Origin of the sequence: Enterobacter cloacae complex sp. GF14B, assembly GCF_004136805.1 — a bacterium.
Lineage (GTDB): Bacteria > Pseudomonadota > Gammaproteobacteria > Enterobacterales > Enterobacteriaceae > Enterobacter > Enterobacter hormaechei_C.
The window spans coordinates 1-12,689 of record NZ_QFRV01000099.1 but is presented as its reverse complement, the minus strand read 5'-3'; the positions used below and the strand labels follow the sequence as shown (position 1 = coordinate 12,689).

Annotated in this window: 14 protein-coding genes; 3 read left to right on the top strand and 11 right to left on the bottom strand. The window is 58.0% G+C overall.

Annotation, left to right across the window (positions count from 1 at the left end; translation table 11 throughout):
• From DD606_RS21840 to DD606_RS21825, 4 genes are all read right to left on the bottom strand, one after another.
• The coding region (locus tag DD606_RS21840) for a DUF1365 domain-containing protein (RefSeq protein WP_139158331.1) at nucleotides 1–671 on the bottom strand (671 nt) is incomplete at its 3' end.
• Nucleotide 672: 1 nt separating this feature from the next.
• Nucleotides 673–1,932, bottom strand: coding sequence for an NAD(P)/FAD-dependent oxidoreductase (locus DD606_RS21835; RefSeq protein ID WP_003857313.1), 1,260 nt, complete (start codon nucleotides 1,930–1,932; stop codon nucleotides 673–675).
• Nucleotides 1,929–2,648 carry an SDR family NAD(P)-dependent oxidoreductase gene (locus DD606_RS21830; RefSeq protein ID WP_032609134.1) on the bottom strand — a complete coding sequence of 240 codons (720 nt, stop codon included), beginning with the start codon at nucleotides 2,646–2,648 and terminating at the stop codon, nucleotides 1,929–1,931. The genes DD606_RS21835 and DD606_RS21830 overlap by 4 nt, the downstream gene beginning before the upstream one ends.
• Nucleotides 2,645–3,079, bottom strand: coding sequence for a nuclear transport factor 2 family protein (locus tag DD606_RS21825; RefSeq protein WP_003857316.1), 435 nt, complete (start codon nucleotides 3,077–3,079; stop codon nucleotides 2,645–2,647). The genes DD606_RS21830 and DD606_RS21825 overlap by 4 nt, the downstream gene beginning before the upstream one ends.
• Nucleotides 3,080–3,338: 259 nt before the next feature.
• Between DD606_RS21825 and DD606_RS21820 the strand changes: the two genes are divergently transcribed.
• Both DD606_RS21820 and DD606_RS21815 read left to right on the top strand, forming a co-directional pair.
• Nucleotides 3,339–3,536 carry a hypothetical protein gene (locus DD606_RS21820; RefSeq protein WP_003857318.1) on the top strand — a complete coding sequence of 66 codons (198 nt, stop codon included), beginning with the start codon at nucleotides 3,339–3,341 and terminating at the stop codon, nucleotides 3,534–3,536.
• A 1-nt stretch (nucleotide 3,537) separates the two neighbouring features.
• Entirely contained in the window at nucleotides 3,538–4,290 is a 753-nt protein-coding gene (locus DD606_RS21815; RefSeq protein ID WP_022651152.1) for a hypothetical protein, read from the top strand.
• 56 nt (nucleotides 4,291–4,346) lie between these two features.
• On the opposite strand, the gene DD606_RS21810 is transcribed toward DD606_RS21815, so the two are convergent.
• Nucleotides 4,347–6,323, bottom strand: a complete 1,977-nt coding sequence (locus DD606_RS21810) for an alkyl/aryl-sulfatase (RefSeq protein ID WP_032609131.1) — start codon at nucleotides 6,321–6,323, stop codon at nucleotides 4,347–4,349.
• Nucleotides 6,324–6,525: 202 nt separating this feature from the next.
• On the opposite strand from DD606_RS21810, the gene DD606_RS21805 reads away from it, so the two are divergent.
• Nucleotides 6,526–7,161: a helix-turn-helix domain-containing protein gene (locus DD606_RS21805; RefSeq protein ID WP_003857323.1), complete on the top strand. Its 636-nt coding sequence runs from the start codon at nucleotides 6,526–6,528 to the stop codon at nucleotides 7,159–7,161.
• A 42-nt stretch (nucleotides 7,162–7,203) separates the two neighbouring features.
• On the opposite strand, the gene paaY is transcribed toward DD606_RS21805, so the two are convergent.
• The 6 genes from paaY to DD606_RS21775 form a co-directional block, all read right to left on the bottom strand.
• Nucleotides 7,204–7,809: a phenylacetic acid degradation protein PaaY gene (gene paaY, locus DD606_RS21800; protein ID WP_006810541.1), complete on the bottom strand. Its 606-nt coding sequence runs from the start codon at nucleotides 7,807–7,809 to the stop codon at nucleotides 7,204–7,206.
• A gap of 9 nt (nucleotides 7,810–7,818) precedes the next feature.
• Nucleotides 7,819–8,754: a phenylacetic acid degradation operon negative regulatory protein PaaX gene (paaX, locus tag DD606_RS21795; protein ID WP_129259123.1), complete on the bottom strand. Its 936-nt coding sequence runs from the start codon at nucleotides 8,752–8,754 to the stop codon at nucleotides 7,819–7,821.
• Nucleotides 8,755–8,886: 132 nt separating this feature from the next.
• The gene (paaK, locus tag DD606_RS21790; RefSeq protein ID WP_022648028.1) at nucleotides 8,887–10,203 is read right to left on the bottom strand and encodes a phenylacetate--CoA ligase PaaK; all 1,317 of its coding nucleotides are present in this window, start codon (nucleotides 10,201–10,203) and stop codon (nucleotides 8,887–8,889) included.
• A 26-nt stretch (nucleotides 10,204–10,229) separates the two neighbouring features.
• Nucleotides 10,230–11,435: a 3-oxoadipyl-CoA thiolase gene (gene pcaF, locus DD606_RS21785; protein WP_058659960.1), complete on the bottom strand. Its 1,206-nt coding sequence runs from the start codon at nucleotides 11,433–11,435 to the stop codon at nucleotides 10,230–10,232.
• Nucleotides 11,435–11,857 (bottom strand): hydroxyphenylacetyl-CoA thioesterase PaaI, encoded by a 423-nt coding sequence (paaI, locus tag DD606_RS21780; protein WP_058659959.1) that lies wholly within the window; start codon nucleotides 11,855–11,857, stop codon nucleotides 11,435–11,437. The genes pcaF and paaI overlap by 1 nt, the downstream gene beginning before the upstream one ends.
• Nucleotides 11,847–12,689, bottom strand: an 843-nt coding sequence (locus tag DD606_RS21775; RefSeq protein WP_255573114.1) for a 3-hydroxyacyl-CoA dehydrogenase family protein, incomplete at its 5' end; no start/stop codon positions are given. The genes paaI and DD606_RS21775, both read right to left, overlap by 11 nt.

Here is a 12,689-nt window from a genome sequence, read left to right as displayed (position 1 = left end):
AGCCACAGCCTGAGCGCCTGCCAGTAAATGGCGAAAACGGTTTTGAGGGTCATCAACGGGATCCGCGCCAGCAGCGAACGCAGCGCTGCGCGCGTCAGCGGCGCCCGGCGTAGCGTCAGGGTGGCATCAAACACCTTCGTCTCCTGATGGTTTTCGATATGCATGCGCAGCGTGCTGTCCGGGCTGTTGAAGCGCCAGTGGTAAACCATATCCATCGGATTAAAGGGCGAGACGTGAAACGCTTTCTGCGTCGGCGGGGCGTCCCGCCCCGCTACCGCGTAGTAATGTCGTTCATTCCACGGCGTGTTACGCACTTCGGCGAGAACCCAGCGCAGAGTGTCTTCGCCGTCATAGCAGTAGTAAAAATTGACCGGGTTGAAATGAAAACCGAAATAGCGCAGCTGAGTCAGAAGCATGACCCGCCCCGCCGGACGCTCGCCGGTCAGCTTTTCCAGACGCTCAAGGACGCGCTCTTTGAGCGGCGTGCCCAGCGGGTAGTCCGCATCATAAAATGCCGCGGGCGCAACGCGGTTACGACGCACGCCGACAGAGGGCAGCGCGTCCAGCTCATCGAGATCGAGCCACGCCATAAACACGCTGTAGGTAAAGTGGTGCGCTTTCGGCGCAAGCCGACGATGGCGCAATGTACCGTGGTAAAGGCAGCTGTTCATCTCAGTTGCCCTCCCCGGCCGCGATAGCGTTGACCACGTCCAGCGCACTGCGCACGCCATCTTCGTGGAAGCCGTTGTACCAGTACGCGCCGCAGAACCAGCTCCGATGGCGACCATTTATTTCGCCGCGCCGGGCCTGAGCTTGCCAGCTTTGCGGGTTAAAAAGCGGATGCTCATAGACAAAGCGGCGCAGCACATAGCGTTCTTCCACCGGTGTTTCCGGGTTGAGGGTGACGCAAAACAGCGGGCTACCCGGCGGCAGTCCCTGCAAGATATTCATGTTGTAGGTGACGCAGGCGCTGGCCCGATCCTGTTCGCTGAGGCGGTAGTTCCAGCTCGCCCACGCGCGCTTGCGCACCGGCAGCCAGCGCGGATCGCTGTGAAGCACCACCTCGTTACGCTGCCAGCCGATATCACCCAGCACCTCACGTTCAGCCTGCGTTGGGCTGGCGAGCATCGCCAGCGCCTGAGCAGAGTGACAGGCGAAAATCACCTGATCGAAGGTATGAGTGACGCCTTCCCGCTCAATATCGACGCCACGATCGTGGCGAACAACCTTCTGAACCGGCGCGTTGAGGTGCAGCGTCAGGCGATCGCCAAGCTTGTCCATCATCGCGCGGATATACTCCCGGGAGCCGCCTGGCACGACGTACCACTGCGGACGATGGGTAATGTCCAGCAGACCGTGGTTTTCAAAAAAGCGTAAAAAGAGCGGCAGCGGAAAGCGTTTCATCTCCTGTAGCGACGACGACCAGATAGCCGCTCCCATTGGCAGGATGTAGTGGCGCGCAAAAAAGGGCGTAAAGCGGTGCTGGCGCAGGAACGTTTCCAGCGTGGCGGATCCATCGACTTCGCCCCGGAGCGTCTGTTTCGCCAGCCGGTTAAAGCGCACGATCTCCTTCAGTAGCGTCCAGAAGGCAGGGTTCAGCAGATTACGACGCTGGGCGAACAGCGACGTCAGCGTGTGGCCGTTGTACTCCAGCCCGCTCTGCGGGTTATGTACCGAAAAGCTCATCTGCGTTTTTTGCCCGCTGATGCCCAGTTCGCTGAGCAGCCCCATGAAGCGCGGATAGGTGCGGTCGTTGTAGACGATAAAACCGGTATCGATGGCAAAGGTGCCCTGGGGCGTGTCGACATCCACCGTTGCGGTATGGCCGCCCGGGGTGGCCTGCGCCTCAAACACCGTGATCTGATGATGTCCGGCGAGCCGCCAGGCACAGGTTAACCCGGCGATGCCGCTGCCGATAATTGCGATTTTCATGGTCGCACCATCCCGCGCAGCAAAGCGCGCTGAAGTACATCGGGCAGGCCGGAAAGCAGGCGCAGCGCCAGGCTGAACCCGGCGGGAAACGCGATGTGATCCTTCCCTTTTGCCAGACCGCGACGAATGGCGTGGACGGCGTCCCCCACGCTGACCCGGCCCGGCATCGGGAAATCGTTTTTGCGGGTCAGCGGCGTGTCGACAAAACCGGGTGAAACGACCGTGACGGCAATCCCTTTCGGTTCCCAGTCGAGGCGCAGCGTGTCGGCAAACCAGGTTAATGCCGCTTTAGAGGCCCCATAGGCTTCGGCTCGCGGGAAGTGAAGCCAGTGCGCCATCGAACTGACCAGCACCACGCGGTTGCCGGATACCAGCTGCGGCTGCAACGCCGCAAGGCAGTTTACCGGCCCCATGAAATTGGTGGTCATGACCCGCGCCACCAGCTCGGCATCCACCTCGCCGCGGTCGAGATACTCGCAGGTTCCGGCGCAGAGAATCACCGTGTCGGCAGCACAGTCCGCCAGCGCCTGGCGACAGGCGTCCCTGTCTGTCATATCGAACAGGCGCACCGTGATGTTGGGGCTGTGCTGATGCACAGCGGCCAGACGTTGCGCATCGCGCCCGCAGGCAATCACCCGGTAACCATCGTCGGCAAAAGATTTCGCCAGCCCCGCCCCGATGCCCGAGCTTGCGCCGGTGATCAGAACCGTTTTCATGATTTCACTCTCCGCTTCACGCCGCGTACGGCCCAGCCGAGTATCGGGAGATGTTCGTAAATCATCTCTCCGGCATCGTAGTAATCCCGCTGGCGAACAATGCGATCGTCGCGCATGTCTACCACGGAGCAGCCCGGCAGCTGTCGCACTGCACCCCGGGCAATACGCGGGTGCGACCAGTGCATCATCCAGGTGACCACAAAGCGATCGCCCTGCTGCAACGGCGCATCAACGGTAAAGCGACAGTGCTGGACGTTAGCCAGCAAGTGGGTGAAATAGCGCTGGATCGCGAACACCCCGCTATGTTCGCCAAAGGGATCGATAAGCGTGGCATCGGCGCGATAAATCCCCGCCAGCGCCGAAGGTGGCTGGGTATCCAGCGTGGCGTAGTAATCAACGAACCGACTGATGACGGACGGCAACGTGCTCATGGGTCACATCCTGGGTGTAAACAACGTAGCGAAATCGCATAATTTAAACTTACACAATTAACGTTATTTGTCCAAGTTTGCGCAGATATATTTTTTATTCTTATTATTTTTCAAAGACCTGAAATGTTACCTCGCGCAACCATTTTGTGCATAAAGTTGAATTTCGCCGCCAGGCTGCCGTTTTTTTAGGGATAACCTTAAGGCAAAGGTGCCATTTATCTTCCAGACTTATCCTTTTAATTCATAAGGATGTCACGCGATGAAACATTTACTGATGACGCTCTTTTCCAGCCCGGAATCCTTGTTGCAGGTCATGAGTCACCAGGAAATTATCGAAGCCGTAGAGGATGGCGACCGCATCATCATCGATCAGGATGGAAACGCCTCGGTTAACTACAAAAGCCACGAGGTGCGGCAGGACTTTCTGCGCCATGTCAACGCGCTGAAGAGGGCCTGAAATGGGAACGGCAATATTCATGGTATTGATGGTATGCGGGTACTGGTACACCAGCCGCGACCTCTCAACACGGTTTAAAATCAAGCGCTCCTTTGGCTGGGACGTCTATTTTCTTGTGGCGCTGTATGGCTGTATTTTTGTTCTTCAGGGAGTGATCGCCACCGGCCTGTTGTGGCTGCTGTTGTTCGCCCTCTCCGCCGCCGATAACACGTTCCATTTCACGTCTGCAAAATATGCCGACTGGCAAATTGATTTTATGAACTGGAGCTTCCTGGGGATTCAGGCCCCGGTGGTGGTAATGCTGACCTTCGCGATCCTGTTCTGTCTCTACCGCTCGAACTGGGCCGGGAGCGCGCGGCTGGACGGCGAAGGCCGAAAAAAGCTCTACAAGCGGCTGGCGCAATCGAGCGGGATTGAACAGCTGCTCTATCAGTGCATGGAGGAAGGTGAACTGGCGCACGTCACGCTGAAATCGCGGCGGATCTATATTGGGATGATCCATACCGCCACGCTGGAGTATGAAAAAACGGCCAATATCGTGCTTATTCCGATGCTGAGCGGCTACCGTGACGGGAAAAACATGCAGCTCTGTATCGAACATAACTACAGCAAATGGTATGCCGAGCATGACATTACGCTCGATTCAGAGCCCAAAAGCGCCATGGATTTTCGCAAAGTGATCATGCTGGATCAGATCGAGAGTATTTCGCTGTTCGATCCGGCAAGCGCCAGCGCGCTGGCAATGCGTGAATAAAAAAATGGCGCCTTATCGCAACAAGGCGCCAGGATTAGCCAGGATGAACGCTAAACTTATGGCGTCACAATATTGAACCAGAAGTCAAATGTGTCCATGTAGCTCAGCATCTCTTCCAGCTTCGCCCCGTTTCCGCTCACCTTCACGTCACCCTTATCCATCGCCTGCTTCAGCGTCTCTTTCTTAAGGATGATGTTGTTCAGCGTGGTACGGTCCAGCGTGATGGTTGCGTCAGCATCCTTCGCCTGCGCGTTGGCGGTATGGTTCAGCACGCCGTTTTCCAGCTCCAGCTTGTATTTGCCGCCATCCTTACCGAGATCGACATTGAAGACCGCCTTCGCGTTACCGGCCCGCACCCCGTTGATGTGCACACCCAGGTAGTCGAAGAACATTTCCGGGGTCATCGCCCGCACGGTATCCGGGCTGGCGGTGTTCGGCGTCGGTAGCTTCTTCACGCCATTACGCAGTTCTTGCGCGCCGGTCAGGTAGAAGTTACGCCAGGTGCCCGCTTCCGCCTGGTAACCTAACTGCTCCAGCGCGTCGGCTTCCAGATTACGGGCAGCCTGGTTGTTAGGATCGGCAAAGACCACTTTGCTTACCACCTGAGCAACCCAACGGTAATTACCCTGCTGATAATCCGCTTTGGCTTTCTGCATGATGGCATCAGCGCCGCCCATGTACTGCACGAACTTCTTCGCAGCCAGTTCAGGCGGCAGCTCGTCGAGGGTTGCCGGGTTGCCGTCGAACCAGCCGAGATAAAACACGTAGGTGGCTTTGACGTCGTGGCTAACGGAGCCGTAGTAACCGCGGCTTGCCCACTGTTTTTCCAGCGATTCCGGCAGTTTAAACTCGGCGGCGATCTCGTCGCGGGTCAGCCCCTTGTTTGCCATACGAAGGGTCTGGTCGTTGATGTAGCGGTACATATCGCGCTGACCTTTCATCAGCTTGACGATATTCTCGTTACCCCAGGTCGGCCAGTGGTGCTGCGCAATAATCACTTCCGCGTCCGCGCCCCAGCGCTCAATGGCGGCGTTAATGTACTTAGACCAGGCCAGCGGGTCGCGGATTTTCGCGCCGCGCAGGGAGTAGGTGTTGTGCAGAGTATGGGTCACGTCCTCTGCGGCCTCGATCATTTTCTTCTCTTTGACATACCACAGCATCTCCGACGGAGCTTCTGAACCCGGCGCCATCATAAAGTCGTAGGTCAAACCGTCGATCACTTCTTCCTGACCGGTATGGGTAATGTAGTCGGTCGGCGGGATGAGGGTGACAGTACCCGCAGAGGTGGTGGTGCCAAGGCCTGCACCCACCTGGCCTTTTGCATTCGGCTTCAGCAGGTTGCCGTACATATAGCTCGCACGGCGGCTCATCGCGTTTCCGGCCATAATGTTTTCGGAAACCGCCTCTTTCATAAAGCCATCCGGCGCGTAGATTTTCACTTTGCCAGACTTGACGTCAGCTTCGTCAACCACGCCGCGCAGGCCGCCATAGTGGTCAACGTGGCTGTGGGTGATCACCACAGCGACGACCGGTTTCTTGCCGCGGTTTGCATAGTAGAGATCCAGCGCTTCTTTCGCCGGTTCAGCGCTTAACAGCGGGTCGATAACGGTAATGCCCTTCTCGCCCTCAATGATGGTCATGTTGGAGAGATCGAGATTACGGATCTGATACACGCCGTCGGTGACCTTAAACAGCCCGCCAATGTTGATCAACTGTGACTGACGCCACAGGCTCGGGTTTACCGTATCCGGGGCTTTCTCACCCTCTTTCACGAAATCATATTTCGCCGGGTTCCAGATAACGTTCCCCTGCTCGCCTTTAATCATGTTTTGCGGCAGCGGGGCGATAAAACCTTTATGGGCGTTCTCAAAGTCGGTTTTATCGGCAAACGGTAATTTGTTATACAGGGCGTTATTTACCTGCCGGGTCGTGGCAGTGGCATCCTGCGGCTGCACTTCCGCAAACGCGGAAAGCGACAGCGACGTCAACACACCGGCAAGCGCCAGATGTTTAGCAATTAGGGTTAATTTCATTGAATGGCCTCATAGATTAATTGCGCCGCCTGGATATTTACTGTTGGCGGATAATTTTAATGCGAACTCATTGACGACCATTCTAAACAGAATACCTTTCCATCATAGTCCCATATGGGACTGGTTATTTATGGGTTCGTAATTCGGGGCCTATTGCTGCTATACTCGCTACCACGGCAAACGTTGCGGGGAGAGGCTTAGCGTGAATTTTCAGGATATCCATACCTATTATCAGCAACTCAATATTGGGCAATTTTTTCCGCACATGCTTTGTAAAGGCGAGGCCTTAACCGTTGCCGCAAATAAAAAACTCACCGTCGAGCCTGGCTATATCTATTTTTGCACTGAAGGGTCGCTGACGATATTAATGCCTGATGATGGCCTTAATATTGGCAATACTATCGAGTATATGCCGATAGGGTTAATGGAAAGGTATTGTCCACTGGCGAAGTATGAATATCGCAGCAGTGCGAAGGTGAAGCTGGTGAGAATATCCTGGGTCGACTTCGACCAGATATTTTTCCAGGGCGGGCCTGAGCGCATGCAGGCGCTGGCCACCATACTGACCTACATGTCCATATTTACCATCGACCTGCACAATGAACGCAGGCAGGTCACCAGCTACCAGACCATCAAACCAATGCTGTACCGCTATCTCTATCGGCAGGAGACCCACACGGGAGAGAATGAGGGCCTGGCGCTGTTTATCATCAAGCGCACTAACCTGTCACGAACGCATGTCTTTCGCGTGCTGGCAGATCTAAAAGCCGGGGGCTATATCACCATGAAGCGCGGAAAGCTGGTGTCGATTGACCGGCCCCTGCCGGATGCGTATTGAGCTCATTTTCACGCCTTGATCAACGTGCGGGAGCGAACAGCCTTATTTATCCCGGCCAGCCGACTTGGGCCGTAAATTCTCATCGAAGACCAGCCGTTTGCGGCCGGGCTCTTCTTCCCGCAGCGGCTCCACCTGATGCAGCGTCTGCTTACAGCGATCCACCAGCACCTGATACTCCCGCGTGCCCTGCTTTTTCCACTCTATTTCCTGCGCACTTAGCTCACGAATCGCTTTCGCCGGACTGCCAAGAATTAAGTGATTCGCAGGCATTTCCGCTTTGGCCTTCACAAACGCCGCCGCCCCGACGATGCTGTTTTCGCCGATCGTCGCCCCGTCCATCACCACCGCATTCATCCCCACCAGCGCATTACGGCGGATAATGCAGCCGTGCAGGATCGCGCTGTGGCCGATATGCCCGTCCTCTTCCACCACCGTGTCCTGCTCCGGAAAACCGTGCATCACGCAGTTATCCTGGATGTTCGCGCCGTCTTTCACCACGATCCGGCCAAAATCGCCGCGCAGGCTGGCGTTGGGCCCCACGTAAACGCCTTTGCCGAGGATCACGTCGCCAATCAGCACCGCGGTCGGGTGAACATAGCTCTCTTCAGGCACGACCGGCGTCAGACCATCAATTTGATAAACAGGCATACCCTCTCCTTATGTGATATTCAGACCACCAAAACGCTGGTGATAAAGCGTGCCGGGAGCGGGCAGCTCGCCCACAGAGGTTTCCCCCTTCTCACTGACAAACGCCAGGGCTCCCGCCGCCACGCGCTGGTAGATATTAATGCACAGCTGTCGCGCGCTCTGTCCCGCCCAGTGCGCAGGAAGTAACTCCTCCGGCAACAGCGGATCTTTCAGCACCACGCGACGATAAAAATGAATGAGTAACAGCTGGATCTGGAAGCAGCGTTCCGGAGTCAAATCCTCAGGCGGCGCCTCTTTCAGCAGTGGCAGCAGCGGACGGAACGAGTTGATAAACGTTTCGTACATCGCGTTTTGTTCGGTCAGCTGCCAGCACTCTTCCACGCGGGATCGTAGCGCCGCGCGTGACAAGGCCAGCGGCGAATGGGCTTCAAAGAAGATGACGTTTTCCGCCACGCCCGCGTCATGCAGCAGAGACTGCACGTCCGCCAGGTTCTGCGACGGCGAGGCCATCAGGCTCGGTGCAAGCGTGCCGAACCCTTGCCAGATGAGCTGTTTTTTCACGTCCGCGAGGGTGGTTTTATCCAGCCCCTCGGAGAGCAGCAGCAGCCATTTGCCATCCCACGCCGGCAGTTCCGCACGGTAGATTTTATTTTCCGCGCGGCGTGTCAAACGCAGCCCCTTGTCGCTGAGACGGTAAAAGCTGCGGCGGCCAATGCGGGACACATCCAGCCAGCCCTCTTTGTTGAGGCGAAACAGCGCGGTGCGCACAAAGCGCTCGCCAAATCCCATCCCTTCCAGCAGGGCCGCCAGGCTGCCGAGCCAGATCTCTCCGCCGCGGTGCGCAAGCGCGTCGCCATACAGTGAGGATATAAGCGACGTTCCGCTGACGGGAACAGAGCTGACTGCATGCTGGATAAAGGCATCAAGTTTATTCATGTGATTCATTCTGTTGTTATTTTTTTCCTGGATGAATCATAGCATACGAATCTGGGGTGTACCCTCACCCTAACCCTCTCCCAAAGGGAGAGGGAACTTAATACACCCTCTCCCTTTGGGAGAGGGCTGGGGTGAGGGAATTCAACCGTTGGCTGCCACTTTACGCAAATCAAACACCCGGCAAGCTTTACCCTCGGAGCGCGGTATGCTGCCACAGTTAACGATCATCACGTCGGTCGAGATCCCCACCATCGATTTAATCCGATGACGCAGCTGATGGCAGACCTGACAGCGCTGCTCATGGGTCAGCGTTAAGCTGCTCTGTTTCAGCTCGACCTTCACCGAAAGTGAATCAAGATGCCCGCGGCGGTTCACCTCCAGCTGATAGTGTGGCGAAAGATGTTCGAACTTAACGATCTCCTCTTCCAGCTGTGACGGGAAGACGTTCACGCCGCGAATGATGAGCATGTCGTCGCTGCGCCCGCTGATGCGATCCATCCGGCGCATGGTGCGTGCAGTGCCCGGCAGCAGGCGCGTGAGGTCGCGGGTGCGGTAGCGGATCACCGGCAGCGCCTCTTTGGTCAGGGTGGTGAACAGCAGTTCGCCCTGCTCGCCGTCAGCCAGCGGCGTGCCGTCATTCGGGTTGACGATCTCCGGGTAGAAGTGATCTTCCCAGATGGTCGGGCCGTCAGCGGTTTCAAGACACTCCATCGCCACGCCCGGCCCCATCACTTCGGAGAGACCATAGATATCCAGCGCGGTAATGCCCAGCCGTTTTTCAATTTCGCGGCGCATCGCCTGCGTCCACGGCTCGGCGCCAAACACGCCGACGCGCAGGGAACAGGCGCTGGCGTCACCGCCCATCTGACGCTCCAGCTCTTCAATTAAATTCAGGCAGTATGAGGGCGTCACCATGATCATATCCGGCTGAAAATCGCGGATCAGCTGCGCCTGCTTCTCCGTCTGGCCGCCGGACATCGGGATCACCGTTGCACCCAGACGCTCGGCACCGTAGTGCGCCCCCAGCCCGCCGGTGAATAGCCCGTAGCCGTAGGCCACGTGAATTTTATCCTTCGCGCTGCCCCCGGCGGCGCGCAGGGAACGGGCGACGATATTGGCCCAGTTGTCGATATCATTCTGGGTATATCCCACCACGGTCGGCTTTCCGGTGGTGCCCGACGAGGCGTGGATGCGCACCACCTGCTCCATCGGCACCGCAAAGGTATCGAACGGGTAGTTGTCGCGCAGATCCTGCTTGGTGGTGCACGGGAATTTTTGCAGGTCCGCCAGCTCGTTAAAATCGTCAGGGTGAACGCCCGCGGCGTCAAACTTGCGTTTGTACATCGGAACGTTGTTGTAGGCGTGGTTCAGCGTCCACTTCAGGCGCGCGGTCTGCAACGCCTGCAATTCATCAATGGACGCGGTTTCGATCGGATCAAGCTTTGTTGTATTTATCATCGCAGGGTACTCACATTATTGTTCGCTCAAACACGCTCAAGGATCATGGCAATGCCCTGACCCACACCGATGCACATCGTACACAGCGCGTAGCGCCCGCCGCGTCGGTGCAATTCATTGCTCGCGGCCAGCGCCAGTCTGGCACCGCTCATTCCCAGCGGATGACCTAACGCGATCGCCCCGCCATTCGGGTTCACATGCTCCGCGTCATCCGGCAAACCCAGCTGACGCAGCACGCCCAGCGCCTGTGCGGCGAAGGCTTCGTTAAGCTCAATGACGTCCATATCGGTGATACTGAGTCCGGCACGTTCCAGCACCTTACGGGTGGCGGGAACCGGGCCTAATCCCATCAGGCGCGGCTCGACGCCCGCGGTCGCCATGGCCACAATGCGTGTGCGCGGGGTTAACCCCTGGGCAAGCGCCATCGGCTCGCTGGCGATAATCAGCGCCGCCGCCCCGTCGTTCACGCCAGAGGCGTTCCCCGCCGTCACCACACCGTTCTTGCGGAACGGAGCTTTCAGCGCGGCAAGCTGTTCAAGGGTGGTTTCGGCGCGCGGATGCTCGTCCACGCTCACTTCCGTTACGGCACCTTTTTTCCCCGCCACCTGTACCGGGATAATCTCCTGCGCCAGAACGCCATTCTGCTGCGCCCGCGCGGTGCGCTGCTGGCTGCGCAGGGCAAATGCATCCTGATCGGCACGGCTTATATTTAACAATTCCGCTACATTCTCTGCCGTTTCCGGCATGCTGTCAGTTCCGTATTGCTGATGCATGAGCGGATTCACAAATCGCCAGCCGATGGTGGTGTCGAAGATCTCCGCCTGACGCTGAAACGCCGCGGTGGCTTTGCCCATCACGAACGGCGCACGGGACATGGATTCGACGCCACCGGCGATCAGCAGATCGCCATCCCCGGCCTTAATGGCGCGTGCCGCAAAGCCAAGGGCATCCAGACCGGAGCCGCACAGGCGGTTAATGGTGGTACCGGAAACGGTCTGAGGCAGCCCGGCCAGCAGCGACGACATGCGCGCTACGTTGCGGTTATCCTCTCCGGCCTGATTTGCGCAGCCGAAGATCACATCATCTATGCGCTCCAGATCGAGCTGCGGGTAACGCGCCAGCAGCGCACGCAGCGGCACGGCCCCTAAGTCATCGGCACGCACGCTGGATAATCCTCCACCGTAGCGACCGACCGGGGTACGCACACCCTCACAAATAAATGCGTCACGCATCAGGCTTCTCCTGTCATACTGCCGCCGGTGCGGTGCGATTTCCCGCGAAAAAGAGCGACGGTTTTCTGTTGTTGGTTCTGAATTTCAATGTCGTATACGCCGGTCAGTTTGCCCTGATGCTTCACCCGCGCGGTAGCGGTCAGCTTATCGCCGGCAAAGCCCGGACGCAGAAAATCGATGGCGCAGCCTGAGGCCACCGCCGCCAGCCCCTGACTGTTGCAGGCGTAGGCAAAGGCGGTATCGGCCAGCGAGAACAGCTGTCCGCCGTGGCAGGTTTTATGCCCGTTGAGCATCTGCGGGGTGATGGTCATGGTCACCACCGAGTAGCCCTCGCCCATGTCGAGAATGTCCATCCCCATCGCCTGCGCGCAGGCGTCCCGTTCGTACATCGCGCGGGCGTTATGCCAGGCGTTATGACTCATAGCTACTCTCCAGAAGCGCACGCTGGCGCAGCAGTGAACAGGGGCGATAGCGTTCCTCGCCGTAGTGACGTTGCAGGTTCTCCAGCAGCGTTAACAGACGCTGCCAGCCAAGGCGCTCGCCCCAGGCGATGGGCCCGCAGGGATAGTTGACCCCTAAGCGCATGGCGGTATCGATGTCTTGCTCGCTGGCGACCCCTTTTTGCAGGGCGTCCAGCGCTTCGTTGGCAATCATCGCTACCGTGCGCCAGACCAGCAGACCGGGGTAATCGGCAATCTGTACCACCCGTTTCTGCTGGTGCTGCAACCAGTAAATGGCTTTCTGCGTGGCGGCGTGCGGGTTGCCGGGTGCGGCGGCTATCACGGCCACATCCTGCTCGATGCGATCGACCACCACCACCGGGCAGCCGTGGCGCAGCGCCAGGGACTGCGCGGTCTCACCCTGCGTTTCGATCAGCAACAAATCGTCAATTTCCGTGACACCGTCACTTCTTCGCTGTACGCGCATGGGGTTGAAGCTGTCGCTGACCGGGGCGAGCCAGCTGACGGCGGGTTTGTCCTCCAGCCAGCGGTAAACGCCCTGCCCGCTTTTCTTACCCAGACGCCCCGCCAGCACCAGCTCCTGCTGCACCAGCGACGGCAGAAAACGACGCTCCTGCCAGAAGGCATTAAACACGGAGCATGTCACGGCAAAGTTGACGTCCTGACCAATCATGTCCGTCAGCTCAAGCGGCCCCATCGGGAAGCCTCCGCCGTCTCGCAGGGCGGCGTCAATCACCTCGGGCGTTGCCACCTGCTCTTCCAGCGCGCGCCAGGCTTCCGAGTAGAACGGGCG

Excerpts from the sequence above, each read along its gene's own strand:
- DD606_RS21835 (WP_003857313.1), bottom strand. The coding sequence starts at position 1,932 with ATGAAAATCGCAATTATCGGCAGCGGCATCGCCGGGTTAACCTGTGCC.
- DD606_RS21830 (WP_032609134.1), bottom strand. The coding sequence starts at position 2,648 with ATGAAAACGGTTCTGATCACCGGCGCAAGCTCGGGCATCGGGGCGGGG.
- DD606_RS21825 (WP_003857316.1), bottom strand. The coding sequence starts at position 3,079 with ATGAGCACGTTGCCGTCCGTCATCAGTCGGTTCGTTGATTACTACGCC.
- DD606_RS21820 (WP_003857318.1), top strand. The coding sequence starts at position 3,339 with ATGAAACATTTACTGATGACGCTCTTTTCCAGCCCGGAATCCTTGTTG.
- DD606_RS21815 (WP_022651152.1), top strand. The coding sequence starts at position 3,538 with ATGGGAACGGCAATATTCATGGTATTGATGGTATGCGGGTACTGGTAC.
- DD606_RS21810 (WP_032609131.1), bottom strand. The coding sequence starts at position 6,323 with ATGAAATTAACCCTAATTGCTAAACATCTGGCGCTTGCCGGTGTGTTG.
- paaY (WP_006810541.1), bottom strand. The coding sequence starts at position 7,809 with ATGCCTGTTTATCAAATTGATGGTCTGACGCCGGTCGTGCCTGAAGAG.
- paaX (WP_129259123.1), bottom strand. The coding sequence starts at position 8,754 with ATGAATCACATGAATAAACTTGATGCCTTTATCCAGCATGCAGTCAGC.
- paaK (WP_022648028.1), bottom strand. The coding sequence starts at position 10,203 with ATGATAAATACAACAAAGCTTGATCCGATCGAAACCGCGTCCATTGAT.
- pcaF (WP_058659960.1), bottom strand. The coding sequence starts at position 11,435 with ATGCGTGACGCATTTATTTGTGAGGGTGTGCGTACCCCGGTCGGTCGC.
- paaI (WP_058659959.1), bottom strand. The coding sequence starts at position 11,857 with ATGAGTCATAACGCCTGGCATAACGCCCGCGCGATGTACGAACGGGAC.